This is a genomic window from Sphingomonas floccifaciens, assembly GCF_042681125.1.
GTDB classification, from domain to species: domain Bacteria; phylum Pseudomonadota; class Alphaproteobacteria; order Sphingomonadales; family Sphingomonadaceae; genus Sphingomonas; species Sphingomonas floccifaciens.
The window spans coordinates 271,122-291,015 of the sequence record NZ_JBHUFC010000001.1; the positions used below are offsets into that span (position 1 = coordinate 271,122).

12 protein-coding genes are annotated in these 19,894 nt (G+C 66.9%); 6 read left to right on the forward strand and 6 right to left on the reverse strand.

Annotated features, from left to right (window positions below; translation table 11 throughout):
* Positions 1–425: 425 nt before the first annotated feature.
* The 3 genes from uxuA to ACFSC3_RS01280 all read right to left on the reverse strand — a co-directional run bounded on the left by uxuA (position 426) and on the right by ACFSC3_RS01280 (position 3,860).
* Positions 426–1,595, reverse strand: coding sequence for a mannonate dehydratase (uxuA, locus tag ACFSC3_RS01270; protein ID WP_380937940.1), 1,170 nt, complete (start codon positions 1,593–1,595; stop codon positions 426–428).
* Between the two features lie 106 nt (positions 1,596–1,701).
* Positions 1,702–2,502, reverse strand: coding sequence for a FadR/GntR family transcriptional regulator (locus tag ACFSC3_RS01275; RefSeq protein ID WP_380937942.1), 801 nt, complete (start codon positions 2,500–2,502; stop codon positions 1,702–1,704).
* Positions 2,503–2,579: 77 nt separating this feature from the next.
* Positions 2,580–3,860, reverse strand: a complete 1,281-nt coding sequence (locus tag ACFSC3_RS01280; protein WP_380937944.1) for an MFS transporter — start codon at positions 3,858–3,860, stop codon at positions 2,580–2,582.
* Positions 3,861–4,087: 227 nt separating this feature from the next.
* Here ACFSC3_RS01280 and ACFSC3_RS01285 point away from each other — a divergent pair, with 227 nt between their 5' ends.
* The gene (locus ACFSC3_RS01285) at positions 4,088–6,778 is read left to right on the forward strand and encodes a glycoside hydrolase family 2 TIM barrel-domain containing protein (RefSeq protein WP_380937946.1); all 2,691 of its coding nucleotides are present in this window, start codon (positions 4,088–4,090) and stop codon (positions 6,776–6,778) included.
* On the forward strand, positions 6,775–7,782 hold the full coding sequence (locus tag ACFSC3_RS01290) for a Gfo/Idh/MocA family protein (protein WP_380937948.1): 1,008 nt from the start codon (positions 6,775–6,777) through the stop codon (positions 7,780–7,782). The genes ACFSC3_RS01285 and ACFSC3_RS01290 overlap by 4 nt, the downstream gene beginning before the upstream one ends.
* On the opposite strand, the gene ACFSC3_RS01295 is transcribed toward ACFSC3_RS01290, so the two are convergent.
* The gene (locus ACFSC3_RS01295) at positions 7,779–9,383 is read right to left on the reverse strand and encodes a carboxylesterase/lipase family protein (RefSeq protein ID WP_380937950.1); all 1,605 of its coding nucleotides are present in this window, start codon (positions 9,381–9,383) and stop codon (positions 7,779–7,781) included. The genes ACFSC3_RS01290 and ACFSC3_RS01295 overlap by 4 nt on opposite strands.
* Before the next feature lie 265 nt (positions 9,384–9,648).
* Here ACFSC3_RS01295 and ACFSC3_RS01300 point away from each other — a divergent pair, with 265 nt between their 5' ends.
* The 4 genes from ACFSC3_RS01300 to ACFSC3_RS01315 are packed head-to-tail and all read left to right on the forward strand — an operon-like array spanning position 9,649 to position 16,657.
* Positions 9,649–12,612: a TonB-dependent receptor plug domain-containing protein gene (locus tag ACFSC3_RS01300; RefSeq protein ID WP_380937952.1), complete on the forward strand. Its 2,964-nt coding sequence runs from the start codon at positions 9,649–9,651 to the stop codon at positions 12,610–12,612.
* A 56-nt stretch (positions 12,613–12,668) separates the two neighbouring features.
* Entirely contained in the window at positions 12,669–14,195 is a 1,527-nt protein-coding gene (locus tag ACFSC3_RS01305; RefSeq protein ID WP_380937954.1) for a carboxylesterase/lipase family protein, read from the forward strand.
* 24 nt (positions 14,196–14,219) lie between these two features.
* Positions 14,220–15,236: a creatininase family protein gene (locus ACFSC3_RS01310; protein WP_380937956.1), complete on the forward strand. Its 1,017-nt coding sequence runs from the start codon at positions 14,220–14,222 to the stop codon at positions 15,234–15,236.
* On the forward strand, positions 15,236–16,657 hold the full coding sequence (locus ACFSC3_RS01315) for a neutral/alkaline non-lysosomal ceramidase N-terminal domain-containing protein (RefSeq protein ID WP_380937958.1): 1,422 nt from the start codon (positions 15,236–15,238) through the stop codon (positions 16,655–16,657). Before ACFSC3_RS01310 ends, ACFSC3_RS01315 begins: the two co-directional genes overlap by 1 nt.
* A 7-nt stretch (positions 16,658–16,664) precedes the next feature.
* Here ACFSC3_RS01315 and ACFSC3_RS01320 read toward each other — a convergent pair whose 3' ends face one another.
* Both ACFSC3_RS01320 and ACFSC3_RS01325 read right to left on the reverse strand, forming a co-directional pair.
* Entirely contained in the window at positions 16,665–18,545 is a 1,881-nt protein-coding gene (locus tag ACFSC3_RS01320) for a sulfatase-like hydrolase/transferase (RefSeq protein WP_380937960.1), read from the reverse strand.
* 126 nt (positions 18,546–18,671) lie between these two features.
* Complete coding sequence (locus tag ACFSC3_RS01325) at positions 18,672–19,607, reverse strand: formylglycine-generating enzyme family protein (RefSeq protein WP_380938534.1); 936 nt, start codon at positions 19,605–19,607, stop codon at positions 18,672–18,674.
* Positions 19,608–19,894: the final 287 nt, after the last annotated feature.

Consider the following 19,894-nt stretch of genomic DNA (forward strand, 5'->3'; position numbering starts at 1 on the left):
CCTCGCCTCCCCAACCGGTTCGGCCGACCTCTCCAAAGCGACGTCGACGCCACGTTTCCGCGCATGCCTAACCGCTTAGCGTCGGGAATGCAAAAATGGGCCGAAAGCTGTGACTTTGGTGAAACTGCTTTCGAGGATCTACCGTCTGATCGACCCCGCGCCACAGCTAGAGCGGTCGGAAACCGCTCTAAGAGTCTGTTTCAAAGGGATGGATACATAGCCGTGCTCCGGCCTGCGTGGGAGCATGGGTTGATCCAACTTGGCCAAGACCTCGCTGGGCGATCTCGCCATTCGACCGCACGTACATCTTGCTGTGATGCCATCGCCAGTGACGAAATCGCGCATCCGGCTCGTCTGTCGTCGACAGGTGTCACGGCGAACCGCGCCTGCCGCGCTGGACGGAGAAACCCGCGGTGAGTTCGGGGTCACATGCCTGCGGAGACAATGCCGATCTCGAGGCCGCGCAACTCCGCCAGTCCCCGCATCCGGCCGATCAGGGAGTATCCCGGGTTGGTCGACTTCGCGAGATCGTCCATCATCTGGTGACCGTGGTCCGGCCGCATCGGGATGGATCGGCCGGTCGCGGCTTGCAGCGTGCAAATCTCCTTCATCAGTGCGGGCATGTCGGCGTCGCCCGCCAGATGGGCGGCCTCGTGAACGGCGCCGCCGTCCTCGCGTTGCACGGAGCGGAGATGCAGGAAGCCGATGCGTTCTCCGAAGCGGCGGAGGATGGCCGGCAGGTCGTTGTCGCCGCGCGCGCCGAGCGATCCGCTGCAAAAGCACAGGCCGTTGGACTTTGCCGGGACGGCGTCGAACAGGGCCGCCAGATCCGCTTCGGTGCTGACGACGCGCGGGAGGTCGAAGATCGAGAACGGCGGGTCGTCGGGATGGACGACGAGCGTGATCCCGAGGGCGTCGGCATGCGGACAGACCGCGCGCAGGAAATCATGATGGTTTGCGCGCAGGCGATCGGCGTCGATCGTCGAATAGCCCTCGATCTTCTTCAGAAACTGCGGGGAATCGAAACTTTCCTCGCTGCCCGGCAGGCCGGCGATGATGGTGGCCTCAAGCGTCGCGCGCGCATCTGGCCCCATCTCCTCGAAGCGGCGGGTGGCCCGGGCCGCAATCTCGTCCGGATAGCTGTCGGCCGCACCCGGCCGTCGCAGGATATGGATGTCATAGGCCGCCAGGTCGGCCGGATCGAACCGCAAGGCGCGCGCGCCGTCCGGCAGTTCCCACGCCAGATCGGTGCGGGTCCAGTCGAGCAGCGGCATGAAGTTGTAGGTGACGACGTCGATCCCGTGCGCCGCCAGATTGGTCAGGCTGGTACGGTAATTCTCGATCAGCCGGTCCCAGTCCGGTCCGCGGGTCTTGATCCCCTCGGCGACCGGCAGGCTTTCCACGACCGTCCAGTCGAGGCCTGCCGCCGCGATCATGGCCTTGCGCTCGGCGATGCGGTCGGCGGGCCAGATCTCGCCGTTCGGAATGTCGTGGAGCGCGGTGACGATGCCGGTCGCCCCGGCTTGCCGAATCCCCGCCAGCGATACCGGATCGTTCGGGCCGAACCACCGCATCGTCTGCGTCATCATCGTCATGTGCCTGATCCCCGCCCGGTTTCGCAGGCAACTACCGGTCGCCTCTCCGGATCTGACTAGCATCGCTTTAATTGGTCTGACAACACGCTATGACAGGTAAGGACGGTTATCGCGTCGCGTTCATCGCATAGCGCTGTCGCTTGGAGGCGACCGATCGACGGGCCTCCTCGACCGCCAGTTCCTCGGTTGCGAAGAGGAGGTGGTTCATAACCGCGGTCAGATGCGCATGCATCGCGGCACGCGCCGCTGCCGGATCGCGCCGCCGCAGCGCGTCGACGATCGCGGCATGCTCCTCCACGACCGGGCGCACGTTCGCATCACGCGCCTTCTGATGCAGCAGGGCGCATTCCGACGACGTCGAGCGCAGACGCCAGAAATCCTCGATCGTCCGGACGACCCCGGCGTTGCGCGTCGCGACCGCGATCGTCAGGTGGAAATCGCGGTCGGCGTTCTCGGTGACTTCGGGGCGCAGATTCTCGCTGGCGATAGCGGCGACCAGCTCGTCCAGCCTGTCCAACTCGCTCTCTTCGATGTTGACGGCGGCGAGCGCGGCGGCCTCGCCTTCGAACATCAGGCGCGCCTCGGTGAGTTCGAAGGCGGTGATCGCGAACCCCGTGCCTGGCTCGTCGGTGGACAGCGCGACGACATAGGCCCCGGACCCGACCCGCACGTCGATCAATCCCCGGACTTCCAGCGCGATGAGCGCCTCGCGGACCGCGGGGCGGCTTGCACCATATTCGAGCGCCAGTTCCCGCTCGGCCGGCAGGCGGTCGCCGACACGCCAGCGCCCGGCGGCAAGCTCGTCGAGGATGCGCCCGGCAAGTCGCTGATACAGCCGCGTGTCGGACGCCACGGGCGAAACCGCACGTTTTCTGGTGCCGGCCTTGGCGGTGACGGTCTTGATCATGGGACTTACCAATAGGAACGGACGTGTCAGCCTACACGGTCGATATTGCCGGCGAAAGCAGTTCGTCGACGATGGCCTCAGGCAGGCGTGTCTTTCGCCCCCGCGGTCGCCCGGACGCGCGGCTCGCCGTCTTTCAACAGCGAGAAGATGATGATCGTGCCCAGCAGGTCGAACAGCGCCAGACAGACGAACAGCGGATTATAGCCAATGGTGTCGGCCAGCGATCCGATCACCAGCGAGAAGCTGAGCCCGCCGATCCACGCTGCCGATCCCGCCATGCCGGTGACCTTTCCGACCACTTCGGGCTGGAATAGGTCGGCCGACAGGGTGATCAGCGCGCCCGAGAGCATCTGGTGCGCGAAGCCGCCGACGCAGAACAGCGCGATCGCCATGCCCGGGCTGACCGTAAGCCCGATGAGCGCCGGGCCGATCATCAACAGCGAGCCGCTGGCGACGACGATCTTGCGCGACGTGACCAGCGGCACGTCGAAGCGCTTCATCAGCCACGGCGCATAATAGCCCCCGACGATCGAACCAAGGTCGGCCGCAAGGAACGGCAGCCAGGCGAAGGCGGCGACGCCCTTCAGGTCCATGCCCTTCACTTCGACCAGATAAAGCGGGATGAAGAAGTTGAAGGTCTGCCACGCCGGATCGGCGAGGAAGCGGGGGAGGGCGATCGCCCAGAATTGCCGCGTGCGCAGGATCGCGCGGCTGGTCATGCCGGCGGTGGTGTCGACGACCGGGCGGCTGTCGAGGATCAGCGCGCGTTCCTCGTCGGAGATGCGCGGATGCTCCTCCGGCTTGCGGTAGAAGATGTACCAGACCGCGGCGAACAGGAAGCCGACGCCGCCGGTGACCATGAAGGCCGACTGCCAGCCCCACACCGCGATACAGAACACGACGATCGGCGGTGCGATCATCGCGCCGACCGACGATCCGACGTTGAACCAGCCGGTCGCGACCGTGCGTTCGCGCGGCGGGAACCAGTCCGATACCGCCTTCATCCCAGCCGGAATCGCGGCGGCTTCGGTCAGGCCGAGCAGGCCGCGGAACATCGCCAGCGACGGCCAGCCGCCGGCAAAGGCATGCAGGCAGTTTGCGGTGGACCAGCCGATGGCGAACAGCGCGAAGCCGAGCCGGAGCCCCAGGCTGTCGAGCACATAGCCCGCGATCGGCTGCATTACGGTATAGGCCGCCTGGAACGACGCGACGACCCAGCTGTACTGCTGCGTCGACATCGCGAAATTCTGCTTGAGCGTGGGCGCCGCGACCGACAGCGACGAGCGGGCGAGATAGTTGAGGACGGTGCCGATCGTCACGAGGCTGATGATCCACCAGCGAACTCCGAGCCGATTCATGCGTCTTCCTCTCGCCTAATTGGTCAGTCCGATATTCGGTACCCGCCAATCGAGCAAGCGACTTTCGCACAGCCGGCAGAATACAGATGATTAGCCGTCAACGGGTTTCGTGCCCGATACCCTCTGACGAATGCGATCTATCGGTCTGACGCATAGAGGTCATACCAGAAATCCGATCTGGTCAATCCGGCCGCCGCTGGCTACCATCCGGGTCAGAGGAGAGAGACATGACCCGATTCACCCTGTGCCTGCTGGCAGGCGTCAGCCTGTCGATGCCGGCCGTCGCGCAAGGTGTCCGGCCCGCCACCACCTTGGAGAGCGGCTGGACCTTCCATCGCGGTGACGTCCCGCTGGCCGATGCCGAGCGTGGGGCGGGGGGCGAATGGGCGCCGGTCACCGTGCCCCACACCTGGAACCGGGTCGGCTATTATCTTCCAGACCCCGCGAGCCATCTGAACACGGCGGAGACGATCGACAAATATCAGGGCGTCGGCTGGTATCGCTTGCAATTGACCGCGCCGGCGACCGCGCAGGGCAAGCGGATCTGGTTGCAGTTCGATGCCGCGAGCCGGACCGCGGAGGTCTGGCTGAACGGCAAGCGGCTGGGCGCGCACGCCGGCGGTTTCTCGCGCTTCCGCTTCGATGCGACCGCCGCGATGCGGCCGGGGCAGGCGAACACGCTGCTGGTGAAGGTCGACAATACCCAGCCAGCCGTCGCCGCATCGACCGCCGACGTGCTGCCGATCGCCGGCGACTTCTTCGTACATGGCGGGCTCTATCGGCCGGTCAGCATGATCGTCACCGACGCCGTCCACCTCGACATGCTCGATAGCGGCGGAGCGGGCGTTTATGCCGCGACGACGACGCTCGATACCGATCGCGCGACCGTGTCGGTCCGCCTGCGCCCGCGCAACGACGGCACGCGCCGGGCACGGGTGGGCGCGGTCGTCCGGCTGGTCGACGCCGCCGGCGCGACCGTCGCCAGCACGCGCCGCGCGCTGACCCTCGCCCCCGGTGCGGGCAGCGAGGAGCAGGTGACGCTCGACGTCGCTAAGCCGCGACTGTGGAACGGCACCGCCGACCCCTATCTCCATCGGCTGGTCGTCGATCTGGCGACGCCGGCGGGCGTCGTCCTCGACAGCGTGGACCAGGCGTTCGGCATCCGCGAGATGCGCGTTGATCCCGATCGCGGCTTCCTGTTGAACGGCAAGCCGCTGCGGCTGCACGGCGTCGGCTATCACCAGGATCGCGAAGGCAAGGGGTGGGCGATCAGCGCGAAGGATGTCGAGGACGACGTCGCGACGATCCGCGAAATGGGCGCGAACACGATCCGCCTGACGCATTACCAGCATGGCCAGCCGATCCACGATGCCGCCGACCGCGCGGGGCTGATCCTGTGGGACGAAGTGCCCTTGGTGTCGATGTGGACCCTGGGCGAAAGCCTGAGCGCGACGCCGGGCCTGCGCGCCAATGCCCTGCAGCAGATGCGCGAGTTGATCCGCCAGAACTACAACCACGCATCGGTCGCGACCTGGGGCATCGCCAACGAAGTCGACTTCGGCAAGTCGATCCCGTTCTTCATCACCAACCGCGCCGGGATCGCGCCCGATCCCTTCCCGTTGCTGCGCGATTTGCAGGCGCTGGCGAAGGCGGAGGACCCGACGCGGCCGACGGCGCTGGCGACCTGTTGCGAACGCGACATCGGCCCGACGTCGGACGTGCCGATCACCGCGCCGGCCGCCGATCTGGGTGGGGCGAACCGCTATTTCGGCTGGTATTACGGCTCGCCCGACGATCTCGGCCCGCACCTGGACGAGCTGCATGCCAAGCGGCCGCGCCAGCCGCTGTCGCTGACCGAATATGGCGCGGGCGGTGCGACGACGATCCATAGCGACGATGCGCTGGGCGGCGACGTCGACCAGCGCGGGCGCAACCAGCCCGAGGAATATCAGAGCTATGTCCACGAACGCGCCTGGGCGACCCTGGCGACCAAGCCCTATCTGTGGGCGACCTGGCTGTGGAACTCGTTCGATTTCGCGACGACCGTCCGGCGCGAAGGCGATGCGCTGGATATCAACACCAAGGGGCTGGTCAGCTACGACCGCAAGATCCGCAAGGACGCCTATTATTTCTACAAGGCGAACTGGAGCGACGCGCCGACCGTCCACGTCACCGGCCGGCGCTATGTCGATCGCGCCTATCCGGCGGCCGACGTCCGCGTCTACAGCAACGCCGCGGTCACCCGCCTGTTGGTCAACGGCAAGGAGGTCGCCAGCGCGAACGACTGTCCCCAGCGGGTATGCGTGTTCCCGGCCGTCCGCCTGGCTGCCGGCACCAACGTGGTGACCGCGCGTGGCGATGTCGGCGGGCAGGCGGTCGAGGACCGGGTCGAATGGCGGCTCGACCCGGCGCAGGTCGGCGTCTTCCGCATCGACAGCGGCGCATTGGTCGCGCCCGCGGCGAAGGGCGGGCGGTTCGGATCGGACGCCTTCTTCGATGGCGGGACGGACGGCGATATCAACGCCTCCTCGGGCTATGGCAAGCCGCCCGAGCCGAAAGTCGTTGCCGGCACCGCCGACTCCGCGGTGGCGCAGACGTATCGCGAGGGTGCCTTTTCCTATCGCATCCCGACGACGCCGGGCCGCTATGCGGTGACGCTGACGTTCATGGAGCCGTCGCTGGCGGCCGGAGCGCGGCGGTTCGACGTGCTCGCGAACGGCAAGCCGGTCGTCACCAATCTCGATATTGCGGCCGAAACGGGCAAGCCGCTGACCGCACTCGTCAAGCGGGTGGAGGTCGATGTGACGGGTGACATGCTCGACCTGCGCTTCGCCGCGAAGACGGGCAAGCCGATCGTGTCGGCGGTGGAACTGGTGCCACTGCCTGCCACCGCCCGATTGCGCGCCCGGCGCAAGTGACGGGCACGCATAGCGGCCCGCTTGCCGTCTCCGTCATCGGGCTGGGGATGGCGGCGGAGCCGCATGCGCTGGCGCTGCGCGATCTGGTGGAGCGCGTCCGCGTCGTCCATGCCGCGACCCGCAGTGTCGGGCGCGGGCAGGCGTTTGCGGCGCGACACGGCTTTCCGGTGACCGCCGATATCGATGCGGCGATCACCGATCCCGTGGTCGATGCGGTGATCGTACTGACGCCGCCGAACACGCATGCGGTGATTGCCGAGGCGGCGCTGCACGCAGGCAAGCATGTGCTGATCGAAAAGCCGCTCGACGCGTCACTCCCCGCGGCCGAGGGGATCGTGGCGACGGCGGGTCGGTTGGGCCTGCGCGCGGGCGTCGTGCTGCAACATCGCTTCCGCCCCGCAGCGCAGCGGTTGCGCGCGATGATCGACGACGGCGCACTGGGCGCCATCCAGGCGGCGCACCTCCATGTCGCGTGGTGGCGGCCGCAATCCTATTATGACGAGCCCGGCCGCGGCACGCTGGCGCGGGACGGCGGCGGCGTGCTGATGACGCAGGCGATCCACGCGATCGACCTGATGCGTTCGCTGGTCGGACCGATGACCGTCGCACATGCCATGGCCCGGACGACCGCGCTGCACCGGATGGAGGTGGAGGATCATGTCGTCGCCCTGCTGCGGCTGCCGAACGGGGCGCCTGCCAGCATCGTTGCGACGACTGCGGCAGCGCCCGGCTTTCCCGAGACGCTTGACCTGATCGGCACGCGTGCGACCGCGCGGTTGACTGCGGGGCAGCTCGACGTCGCCTATGTCGACGGCCGGCGCGAGCAGGTCGTGGCCGACACGCGCTCCGGCGCCGGTGCCGGGCCGATGGACTTCACGCACGATGCTCACCGCGCGCTGATCGCCGACTTCGCCGATGCGATCCGCGACGACCGCTCGCCACTATGTTCCGCGCACGACGCGCTGGAAACGCAGCGGCTGATAGCGGCGATGCTTGCCGGTTAATCCCTAAGCGCGCCGCCCGCGGGACGGGTTGGCGCGGGCGTGTCGCGGAAGAAGGCGAGGCGTCGTTCGTCCGGCCAGTCGCCGGTCCGCATCGTCTGGCCCAGCTCGACCAGCTTGGGCGCTGCCGGGTCGAAGCGCGGCCAGGCGGTGCCGGGCGTACCGCTCCGGGCGAAGGCGATCAGCGCGTCGGTCATCGTGGCACTGAACGCGCGATCGGCCGGCGTCCACGCCCGCGTCTTCCGATAGAGGTTGAAGCTGTCGAGCGTACCGAGCCAATAGGGGACTTCGGACGTGTGATAGGCGCCCGCCGTCGCCGGATCGAGATCGGGAAAGGTTACTCCGGGGACATAGCTGTGCGGCCGCGCGAACATATAGCTGTAGACGGGGGCCGTCCCGTAGCGCGTCTGGAGGGTCGCCCAGCTCTTCATCGCGCCCACCATCGTCGCGTCGCGGTCGGCCAGGCGCGCCTGCTCGCGTGCCTCCGCATCGGTCGCGGCCGGATAGAGCGTCAGGAACTGCTCCGCGCGCGTGCCGAAGCGTTCGGCGACACGGGCGCGATAGTCGGCCAGATCCTTGACCGGTCCCATCCCGCCCAGGCTCTCGTCGCGGGCAAAGCCCAGCAGCAGCGGCACGTCGTTCTGGCGACGGTCCGCGAACGCCTGTTCGACCGGTGTGGGCAGGACATAGCCGTCCTGGATCGGTCCGACCGATGGGCTGCCGGGCACGCGCGGCACGACCAGCCGGTCGGCGGGCATCAGCCTGAGCGCGGCAAGTGATTTCGCCTTCATCAGATCGAGGAACCGAGCGCCCTCGCGCTCGCCATCGGCCAGCGGCCGCATCGCGCCGGGACCGCCCGATCCGAGCAAGGCGCCGCTCATGCCGACTGCCCGCTGGAACAGTCCGCGGGTGAGCGGGCTCGCCTGCAGCGCGAGTACCGACATGGACCCCGCCGACTGGCCTGCGATGGTGACGTTGTCGGGATCGCCGCCGAAGCGCGCGATATTCGCCTTCACCCATTTCAGCGCGGCGATCTGGTCAAGGAAGGCGTAGTTGCCCGACGTCTTGTGCGGTGACTCGGCCGACAATGCCGGGTGGGCGAGGAAGCCCAGGACGCCGAGCCGGTAGTTCAGGTTGACGAACACCGCCCCGCGCTGCGCGACCTGCTCGCCGGCATAGAGCGGCATCCGCGACGAGCCGATGAAGAAGCCGCCGCCGTGGATGAAGACGACGACCGGCGCCTTGCGCAGTCCCGGTTTCGTCCAGACGTTCAGGTACAGGCAGTCCTCGCTGGTCACGTCGGCGCCGGGATATTGATTGGTCTCACCAGCGCGCAGCGGCTGGATGCATTGCGGCGGCAGGCGGTCGGCGTGATACGTGCCCGTCCAGCGTACGGCGGGCTGGGGATCGCGCCAGCGCAATTCGCGGACCGGCGGCGCCGCATAGGGGATGCCGAGGAAGGCGCTGACCCCGCCCGGCGCCCCGATCCCCTCGATGCGTCCGGCGGCGGTCGTCACGGTCGGTGATCCGGGGTCGGGCGCTGCACTGGCTGCTGCCGCGTAAGCCAGGCCGAGCGTGGCGAGAACGATCGTGATCGCGCGCATGTCTATCCTCTCAAGGTCGGCCGATCATGCATTGGCCTGACCGAAATCACAACGACAACCGACTGGAGTGACAAAACTTTCATGCGCAGCTACCGTTTTCTGCGCGCAGCAAGTCTATAACGCGTTGCAAACAGGGCGATATTTTTAGATATTTGTGCCATTTGTACATACTGATAAAAAATATCTGTTGGACGAATGCGAGGTGATACGGTCTGGTCAAACCAATAATCAACGTCCACGAGGTCGTGGCGCCCGGGAGGGGATCATGATGCGCTTTTCGATGACCCATATGTGCGGCCTGCTGGCAAGCAGCGCGCTCACGATCATGGCCGCGCCGGCCGTCGCGCAGGATACGCCGCGTCAGGCCACTCCGGCCGATGCCGTGACCGCACCGCAGGCCGCGACGGCCGATACCGTAACGGATGGAACGGCCGCCACCGAGCAGGACATCGTCGTCACCGGATCGCGCATCGAGCGCACCGGCTTCGTCGCCCCGACCCCGACCGTCGTCGTGGGGGAAGAGGTCTTTCGCCAGCGTGCGGCCGTCAACGTCGCCGACGTTCTGAACGAAATCCCGTCCTTCCGCCGCACGCAGGCGCCCGAGAGCGGTGGTATCGGTAATGCCGGTGCGAACAATGTCGACCTGCGCGGCCTCGGCCCGACGCGTACGCTGGTCCTGCTCGATCGCATGCGCCTGCCCGCCGTCAACCTGCCGGGTGCCACGATCGCCGGCGCGACCGACCTGAACCTCATCCCCTCCGCGCTGATCGCCCGCGCCGACGTCGTGACCGGGGGTGCGTCGGCGGCCTATGGTTCCGACGCGATCGCCGGCGTCATCAACCTTCAGCTGAACACCGACCTGACCGGCGTTCGCGCCACCGCGCAGTCGGGGATCACCGAGTATAACGACGCCCGCGACATCTTTCTCTCGCTGGCCGGCGGGACGTCGTTCGGCGGCGGACGCGGGCATATCGTGGTCGGCGGCGAATTCAACGACAACGCCGGCACCGGACTGTTCAACACCGATCGCCCGTGGGGGCGCCGCAACGTCAGCACTGTGTCGCTGCCGACCAACCGCGCGGCCGGCCTGCCGGCGAACCTGGTCACCGACAATGTGATCTTCGGCGTGCTCACCACCGGCGGGCTGATCACCCCGACGGCGAGTAGCAACCCGGCGGCGCTGCGCAACCTGCAGTTCGTGGTGGGCAGCAACGGCGCCGTCACCACCGCGCCGTTCGCCGCGGGGCTGTATCAGGGGCAGATCGGCACCAACATGGTCGGGGGCAGCAACGTGTTCCCGTACCAGGTGCTGCGCGGCAAGACGCGGCGCTATAACTTCCTGGGCCACGTCAAATACGATCTGAGCGACACGGTCGTGCTGTGGGCGCGCGGTCTGTATTCCAATGTCGAGACGCAGAACATCTCCGCCCAGATCCGCGCGGCGACCGGTGGTACGACCTCGTTCCTGACCATCGGGCGCGACAACCCCTATCTTCAGGCCGCCCTCACCCCGGCGCAGTTCGCGCTGGTGCCGGCCTCGGGGCTGACGATCGGCTATCTGGGCAACGACTTCGGCCCGCCCGTCCTGAACACGACCAGCAAGACGTATAGCGTCTCGGGCGGCTTGAAGGGCGAATTCGGCGAAGGCTGGCACTGGGACATCACCGGCCAGTATGGCGAGAACGAAAGCCGTCAGGTCACGTCCAACGTTCCGATCACCGCGAACTTCCTGAACGCGATCGCGGCGACCACGCTCAACGGCCAGGTGGTCTGCGCGAACGCCACGGCGCGGGCGGCGGGATGTCAGCCGATCAACATCCTCGGCCGCGCCAGCTACTCGCCGGAGGCCTATGCCTATGCCTTCGGCACCTCGAACGCGCTGGCCAACACCTCGCTGACGGAAATCGCCGCGAATTTGAACGGCGAGCCCTTCGCGCTGTGGGCCGGGCCGGTGTCGGTCGGTATCGGCGGCGAATATCGTCGCGAGACGTTCGTGACGACCGTCGACGCGTTAAGCCAGGCGGGGTCGTTCATGGCGCGCGCGCCGCGCAACTTCGCGCCGGCGGCTCAGTCGGTGAAGGAAGCCTATCTCGAGACGATCATCCCGCTGATGGCGAAGGACTGGGCGCTCGGTCCGCTCGATTTCAACGGCGCGATCCGTCTTACCGACTACAGCGTCTCGGGCAGCGTGACGACGTGGAAGACCGGCCTGACGTGGAAGCCGATCCCCGACATCATGCTGCGCGGCACGCTGTCGCGCGACATTCGCGCGCCCAGCCTGACCGAGCTGTTCACCGCATCGGTCGCGACCGTTCCCCGGCCGATCTTCTCGGATCGCCGCCCGGCCTTCGCGAACTCGGCCGCCTATGCCTATGACGTGGTCACGGGCGGCAACGTCAACCTGACGCCGGAAATCGCGCGGACGACCAGCTTCGGCGCCGTGTTCAACCCGCGGTTCATGAACCGGCTGCAGGCATCGGTCGACTATTACAAGATCAGCATCCGACAGGCGATCGGCGCGACGGCAGCGGGTACGGCACTGACCAACTGCATCGGGACGGGTGTGGCCGACCTGAGCAGCCCGTTCTGTTCGCTGATCACCTTCGCCAACAACGATCCGACGAACGGCGCGGTGCTGAGCGTCGTGTCCAACAACGCCAACTTCGCGGAATTCCGGACCAAGGGCCTCGATTTCGGTCTGTCCTACGCCCAGCCGCTCGACGAGATTTTCGAAGGCGCGGACGGCCGCCTCTCGCTGTCGGCACAGGCGACCCACGTCATGGAATATCGCTCGACCTTCGACATCTCCGCGCTGTTCCCGAACGGCGTGAACCGGGCCGGACAGACCGGCGCGCTGTTCGGCGGTACGGCCGGCCTGCCCAAGTGGCTGGTCAATTCGACGATCGCCTATCGCGGCAGTCGCTTCGAGACGTCGGTCCAGTTCCGCTGGATCAGCCGCAGCCGCCAGAACAATGCACAGATCGGCCCGGATCAGGACGGCTACAGTCCGACACTGGTCAACAGCATCAACAACAACATCATTCCGGCGATCGGCTACGCCAATTTCAACATGAGCTACAATTTCGGCACGCAGCAGAAGCGGAACGAATTCTACCTGACGGTCAACAACCTGACCAACCAGGAACCGCCGCTGCCGGCCATCAACAACAACGCCTATTACGACCTGCTGGGTCGATCCTACCGGGTTGGCGTCCGACTGAGCTTCTGATCGAAGGCCGCCGGCGACCCTGTTGCCGGCGGCCTTTTCCTTGAAGGAAAAAGGCCATGGCGTCGGGGTATCGCACTCTGGCGGCGGGGATCGCGTGTCTGCTGTCGTCGACGGCAGCGACGGGTCAGACGCCGCCACAGGTTCGCACCGCAGGTGGGATCGTCCAAGGTGTCGCGGGCGCCGATGGCACGGTGTTCAAGGGGATTCCCTATGCCGCTCCGCCGATCGGCGCGAAACGATGGCGTTCGCCCGAGCCGGCCCCGGGCTGGAGCGGTGTACGGTCGGCCGACAGCTATGGCCCGCCCTGTGCGCAAGCCGCGCTGCGCGGGATGACCGCGGTGTCGGGCATCAGCCGCGAGGATTGCCTGTACCTCAATGTCTGGACCCCCGGCGCCGGCCGGTCGTCGTCGAATATGCGGCGCCCGGTGATGCTGTGGATCCATGGCGGCGGCTTCGTGAACGGCTCCGGCACCAGCCCGACCTTCGACGGGTCACGCTTTGCCGCGCAGGGGATCGTGCTGGTCACGATCAACTATCGGCTGGGCGTCTTCGGCTTCCTGGCGCATCCGGACCTGACCAAAAGGTCGCCGCACGGCTCGTCCGGTAATTTCGGGCTGGAAGACCAGATTGCGGCGCTGCGCTGGGTTCGCGCGAACATTGCGGCATTCGGCGGTGACCCGTCGAACATCACGATCTTCGGTCAATCGGCGGGCGGCGCGAGCGTGCTCGACCTCGTAGCATCGCCACGCGCCCACGGCCTGTTCGCGCGCGCCATCATCCAGAGCGGTGCCGCGCGCGAAGCGATCGCACCTGTGCCGCTGGCGCAGGCGGAGCGCACCGGCGCGGCGCTGGCCGGCGAGGGGGGCATCGCGGCGCTCGCCGCACTCGACACTGCCGCGGTCGGAGCACTCGTCGACGCCGCTCCGCGCGGGGCGGTGCGGTTCGGGCCTGTGATCGACGGCTATGTCCTGCCTCGCGCGCCGATGACCGTCCTGGCCGACCCGGCCGCTCCCAAAGTGCCACTGCTGATCGGCAGCAACGCGCGCGAAGCGCTGGGCGTCGTCGCCGAGCCGGACTTCGACGCGGCCGTCCGGCAAGCCTTTGGCCACAACGCCGATGCCGCGCTTGCCCGTTACCGAGCGAACGGTGACGATCCGGTACTGGGTACCGCCGCCCAGCAGTTTGCGACCGACGTGACGTTTCGCTGCGGCGCGGTCGCTGCGGTTTCGCGCGCGGCGGGGCGGGGTCTCCCGACATGGCAATATCAGTTCGAACAGTCGGTCCCCGGCCGCGAGGCGCAAGGCGCGGCGCATTCGGTCGAGGCGCCCTATGTCTTCGGCACGCTGTCGCCGACCGGGTTTTCCGGCGCGCCCTACACCGACGCCGATCGCCGTCTGTCGGCACTGATGACCCGCTATTGGGCGAATTTCGCCAGGACCGGCGATCCCAACGGACCAGGCTTGCCGCGCTGGCCGCGCTTTACCTCGTCCGAGCCGCGCTACGTCCGCTTCTCAACCGCGCTGCCCGGCGACGTGCAGACCGCGCGCGATCTTCGCGGCGAGGTGTGCCGCCTGTTCCCGTAACTCCTCCAAATGAAGGCGATGGCGATGATCTCTGCCCGAACGATGTACCGGCGTGCTCTGACAGCGATGCTTGTGACCGGGATCGCCGGTGCCGCCCATGCGCAGACGCCGGCGGAGGCGACCGTGACGGCTGCCCCGGCGATGCGCTCGCGGCTGCTGACCAGCCTGACGGGTTATGAGGTCAGCGAGTATCTGAAACGCAACGACACGATCTTCGTGCCGGTCGGCCCGACGGAGGTGAATGGCGGCAACCCGACCGACGTCGAATATGTCATCCCGCTGGCCTATGCCATGAAACTTGCGGAAAAGGCCGATGGCCTGGTCTTTCCCTATCTCGCCTATTTCTATCCCGGCGGAACGACGACCAGCCCGGCCACCGTCTATATCTCGACATCGGAAAGCCTGCCGTATCTCAAGGCGCTGACGCGCTCGCTGATCCGGCAGGGGTTTCGTCGGATCGTCTTCCTGACCGCGCACGGCCCCTCGGGCAATACGATGTTGCCGCTGGTGCGCGAAACCTATGACGAGCTGCACGTGCCGGTGCTGTGGATGTCGACCAGCCTCGTCGGACCGCCCGGGTCGGGGGCGCGCGGTCCGGCTTCGGCCCCGCCACCGGCAACGGGTCAGAAGCCGCCGGCGGCCGCCGGGCAGCCTCCGGCCGACGGAATGGGCGGCAACTTCCGTCAGTTGGCGTACGGCGCCTATCAGATCGTCGGTCGACTGAACGACATGCCGGTTGGCCTAAGCCAGCCCAGGCACGACTTCCCCAAGGACCCCGGCAATCTGTCGCGGTTCGTGCCGCCATACAACGGCACGCCGGCCGGCAGCTTCTACGCCGATCCGTCGGAGCACGGCGGCTGGGTCATGCCCGTGAGCGCGGCGCAGCGTGCGGAGTGGGGCCAGAAGGGCGCCGACTATATCAGCGCGCAGGTCGCTGCCTTCGACGTCAACGGCGCGCTCGATGCGCTGCGCAAGCGCGACCAGTTCACGCGCGAACTGGAAAAGAAATACGGGACGCTGCTCCCGGGTAGTCCGCGCTGATGCGCGGGCGGCTTGTCGGGTGGCTGTGTCTCGTTGCGATCGGCTGGACGCCGCCGGCGCTTGCCCGACAGGCCGCGCCGTCGTCCCTGAAGGCCGGCGCGGCGCGGGTAGAGATCACGCCGCCCGCGTCCTCACTCGGCCCGACCGACAGCATTCGCGACCCGCTGTTCGTGCGTGCGATGGTCATCGGCAATGCGACCGACTGCGCGGTGCTGATTGGGGCGGATGTCATCGGTCTGGGCGATGCCCTAGTACGAACGGCGATCGATCGTGCATCTGCCGCTACCGGCTGTGCGGCCGAGAATTTCGTCGTGTCCGCAACCCACACGCACAGCAGCGCAGCCACGCTGCGGCGCGGCCCGCCGGCCGATGCGGCCGCGATCGAACAGGCATTGGTGAAGGCTGCCATCGACGCGCGCGCGGCGATGCGGCCGGCCCGGATCGGTTTCGCCACACGCTCGCTCGACCTCAACATCAACCGCGATCTGCTGCTCGACGGGCGCTGGGTGCAGGGGCCGAATCCGGGCGGTCCGTCCGACAAGTCTCTGGCTGTGCTGGAGGTGCTCGACACGGACGGCCTGCCGATCGGCGTGTACGTCAATTACGCGATGCACCCGATCAACTTCTACATGTCCGGCGTCGTCAGCGCAGACTTCGCAGGAGAAGCGTCGCGCTATATCGAGCGGCGCTACGGCGCGGACAGCGTCGCGATCTTTGCGCAAGGCGCCTCGGGCGATCAGAATCCGGCGTTCGTCGGGCCGATGAACCGGCTGTCGCGTGCCCGGGCAGGAGTGGCCGGCACGATGGCCGTTACCGCGCCGCCGCCGTGGCGACCGGGTGTCGAAAGCACCACGGACGTCCGCAATCGCTTCGAGGCACTGGCGAAACCCGTTCCGGCCGACCGGCTGCCGGCCTATCGCGCCGCCATCGCGGACGTGAGTGACATCGTCACCGCGACAGGCACGATCATTGGCGAAGCGGTGATCGATACGATGCGCTTTCGCACACCGGCGCCCGTCGCCCGTGCGACGATCCGCGGTGTATCGACGACCGTGTCCTGCCCTGGCCGCGACCGGCTCGATGCCGACGATCCCGTGCGCGAAGGCGCGTTGCCACCCTATGCCGACGGTCGTCTGGTAACGATCCGGGTGGGCGTCGTGCGGCTGGGCGACGCCCATATCGTGACCGTCGACGGCGAGGTTTACAGTGAGATCGGCCTGCGTCTTCGACGGGAAACGCCCGGTACGCAGCTGATGATGACGACGCTGGCGAATGGCGCTGCCAATTCCGGCTATATCTATTCCGACGCTGCGCGAGACAATCTGACGTTTCAAGTCATCGGATCGCGCCTGAAACCGGGATGCGCGGAAACCGCGATCGTCGAGGCCGCGAAGGCGCTGATCGCGCGGCTTGCGTCCTGACGTGGCGCTATCCCTCCCGGCCCTGCACGAAGACGGTGGCGGGGGTATAGGTGCCCTTCAGGACTGCGACCTGGTAGGAGGCGGCGCGCGCAAGGTACGGGTCCTTGTCGACCGCGGCGATCTCGATCGCGGGGAGGGCAGGTCGCGCCGCTTCTCCCAGCGCATCGAGCGCGTTCAGCGCCATCAGCCGCGGCGGCATGGCCAGGCGCGTATCCGCCGCGATCGCCGCGAGATGCGGCAGGCCGGTCGCGATCCCGCCGGACATGCTCAGGGCTTCGGCCGCAGCGACACGGACCGCGGGGGAGGGATCGTTCGCCGCCACCGCTGCCAGGGCGGCCTGTGCCGGGGCTGCCGACAGTTTCAGGATCGCCAGCCCGGTCGCCGCCCAATAGCGCATAACGGGGTTGGTATGGGTAAGCCCGCTGCGGAACAGGCCCAGCTTGCGGCCGTCTCCGCGCGCCGCCGCCTGGGCGAGCGCCATCACCGACTTCAGCGGATACAGCCGATCGTCGCGGCTCGCGCGATAGCCCTCGCCCACTTCGCCTTCGGGAATGAAGCCGTTGTCGCGGATCGCGAGCATATGCACGTCGAGCTGTCGGCGGAACGTCGCGATCCGCGCCGCATGCGACCGGTCGCCGATCAGGTTGGTCACCTGATCGCGGTCGTGCGTCAGATCGTAGAATTCCTCATAGGGCTTGGTCTGGAAGAACCGCGCCTGGACCGCGTCGAGCCGCCCGGCCAGACGCTCTTCATCCCAGGACTGATAGCTTTTCAGCATCCATTCGAACGCGCCGTGAGTGCCCCAGATGCGGTTGGGCGAATAGTTGCGGATGTAGCGGTAGCGTCCGTCGGTCACGGTGCGGACGAAGTCGTAGCGTTCGTCCATCCGGTTGCGCATGCCGAAGGCGACGGTCGGCGGCGTGCCGATGTGATGGCCGAGGAACGCGGTGCCGCGCATCTGCGCCGGGCGCTCCAGCCCCGCGATCGACAACAACGTCGGCGCCAGGTCGATGAAGCTGACCGGCGCGGTCACTTCGCTGCCCATCGGCACCGGCGACAGGTGACGCCATTTCGGCGGGACATAGACGATCAGCGAACAGCGCAGCCCCTCGTCGTAGCAATATCGCTTGCTGCGCGGCAGGACGCCGCCGTTGTCCGAATAATAGAAGACGATCGTATCGTCGGCGAGGCCGTCCGCCGCCAGCTCGGCCAGCCGCTCTCCGATCTGAGCGTCCATTTTGGCCATCAGGTTGTAATAGCTGGCATAGTCGCCGCGGATCGCCGGCGTGTCGGGCAGATAGGCGGGCACGCGGACCCGATCGGGCGTCACCGCGCCCGGGGTGGCGCCGAACAGCCGCGATTCATGCGTCGTCATATAGTTGAAGACAGCCATGAACGGCATGCCCGCCGGCCGGTCGCGCCAGTGCGCGGTCTTGCTCGATGCGTTCCAGACGCGTTCGGGCGCGATGTCGCAATTATAGTCGGTCTTGTCGTTGTTGGTGCAATAATAGCCGGCCGAGCGCAGATATTCGGGATAGCTGCGCAGGTCCGCCGAGGCCTTGGCGACGGCGCGCATGTGATGCGCCGGACCGCAGCTTTCGGGATAGACGCCGGTCAGGATGCCGAAGCGCGACGGCGCGCAGACGGGGGCGTTCGAATAGACGTTGCGGTACAGCACGCCGCGCTTCGCCAGCGCGTCGAGCACGGGCGTCCGGGCGACCCTGTCGCCATAGGCGCCGATGAAGGGGTTGTTGTCCTCGCTGACCAGCCACAGGATGTTGGGGAGGCCACCCTGTGCCCGCGCCGTGGTTGAGGCGGCATCCGGCAAGGCCAGGGTAGCGATCGTGCCGCCGGCAAGCGACCTGAGTGCGTCCCGCCTGCTGACCATGTCGTTTCCCAATGCTGCGGTGATAGCCCAGTCCGCTTGTAGGCGAAGGCGGATCGGCCTGGACAATCTATTGATCGGATCGTTGGCGATCAGAAATGCCGATTGCGCCGTCGTCGGGCGGCGTTTTCATCGCGGTTTCGGCGATACGCGAACGACGCACCGGAAGCCGATGTGGGTGGTCGATGTGTCGACCGCTTCGGGATGCCGCGCGGCCGGTCGATAGCGCTGGCAATAGTTTTCGGCGCACAGGTGCGACCCACCCTTGATGACCTTGCGACCGATCCGGGCGCCCGGATGTGCGGGATCATAGCTCTGGAATTGCTTCGCACCGCGCGGGTTGCTGACCGCGCAGCAGCTCTTGCGGCCCTTCGCCGGCGCCTGAGCTGCGGCGTCGGCGTACCAGTCCTGCGTCCATTCCCAGACGTTGCCGATCAGGTCGTACACGCCGTAAGGGTTGGCCGGGAAGCTGGCGACGGGGGACGTGCCCTCCCACCCGTCGAGGCACTGATTGGCGAAGGGGAACAGCCCCTGCCAATAGTTGGCGAGCATCCGACCGCCGGGCGCAAGGCTGTCGCCCCACGCATAGTCGGCGTCGTCCAAGCCGCCGCGCGCAGCGAATTCGAACTCCGCCTCGGTCGGGAGCGCCTTTCCCGCCCAGCGCGCATAGGCCTCCGCATCGGCATAGGCGATATGCACGACGGGGTGGTCGTCCAGGCCATCAAGGTCGCTATCCGGCCCCTGCGGATGCTGCCAGTCGGCGCCGGAGATGAAGTGCCACCAGCCGTTGGGGTCGCCGATGTCGACCAGTGCGGACGGCTTCACGAACACCAGTGATCCGGCCCGCGCCATCTCTGGCGTCATGCCGGGATAGTCGCGCGGATCGGGTGCGACCTCTGCCATCGTGACATGGCCGGTCTCGGCGACGAAGCGCGCGAAATCGCGATTGGTGACCGGCGTCTCGTCGATCCAGAAGTCGTCGACCGCGACGCGACGGCAGGGCGCTTCCTCCGGGTAGAAACGCTGTGACCCCATAAGGAATGTGCCGCCCGAAATCAGACGCATGCCGAGGACGGGGCTCATAATCATGTCAAATTCAGAGATATTTAGTGATAACTGGATGTGCGGAGAACGTATAATCTATGATTTGGCAGAAGGGAACGATCATTACCTTCATATGAATTAGTCATAGTTGGTAGGCTGTGCTACAAATACGGGGACAAGAGTAGAAATTCATTCGATCCCAACATAAGCATGATCGAGCTGATTTTGCCGGAATCAGTTGCCGGCAATAGCGACAGCCGTGGCCATCGCCAGGTCCGGCGAGTTGCCCTGCTCCTTTCTTACGCGAC

Bases quoted from the DNA above. Each gene is read 5' to 3' on its own strand.
- uxuA (WP_380937940.1), bottom strand. From the start codon at position 1,595: ATGACGATGATGACGCAGACGATGCGGTGGTTCGGCCCGAACGATCCG.
- ACFSC3_RS01275 (WP_380937942.1), bottom strand. From the start codon at position 2,502: ATGATCAAGACCGTCACCGCCAAGGCCGGCACCAGAAAACGTGCGGTT.
- ACFSC3_RS01280 (WP_380937944.1), bottom strand. From the start codon at position 3,860: ATGAATCGGCTCGGAGTTCGCTGGTGGATCATCAGCCTCGTGACGATC.
- ACFSC3_RS01285 (WP_380937946.1), top strand. From the start codon at position 4,088: ATGACCCGATTCACCCTGTGCCTGCTGGCAGGCGTCAGCCTGTCGATG.
- ACFSC3_RS01295 (WP_380937950.1), bottom strand. From the start codon at position 9,383: ATGCGCGCGATCACGATCGTTCTCGCCACGCTCGGCCTGGCTTACGCG.
- ACFSC3_RS01300 (WP_380937952.1), top strand. From the start codon at position 9,649: ATGATGCGCTTTTCGATGACCCATATGTGCGGCCTGCTGGCAAGCAGC.
- ACFSC3_RS01305 (WP_380937954.1), top strand. From the start codon at position 12,669: ATGGCGTCGGGGTATCGCACTCTGGCGGCGGGGATCGCGTGTCTGCTG.
- ACFSC3_RS01310 (WP_380937956.1), top strand. From the start codon at position 14,220: ATGATCTCTGCCCGAACGATGTACCGGCGTGCTCTGACAGCGATGCTT.
- ACFSC3_RS01315 (WP_380937958.1), top strand. From the start codon at position 15,236: ATGCGCGGGCGGCTTGTCGGGTGGCTGTGTCTCGTTGCGATCGGCTGG.
- ACFSC3_RS01320 (WP_380937960.1), bottom strand. From the start codon at position 18,545: ATGGTCAGCAGGCGGGACGCACTCAGGTCGCTTGCCGGCGGCACGATC.
- ACFSC3_RS01325 (WP_380938534.1), bottom strand. From the start codon at position 19,607: ATGCGTCTGATTTCGGGCGGCACATTCCTTATGGGGTCACAGCGTTTC.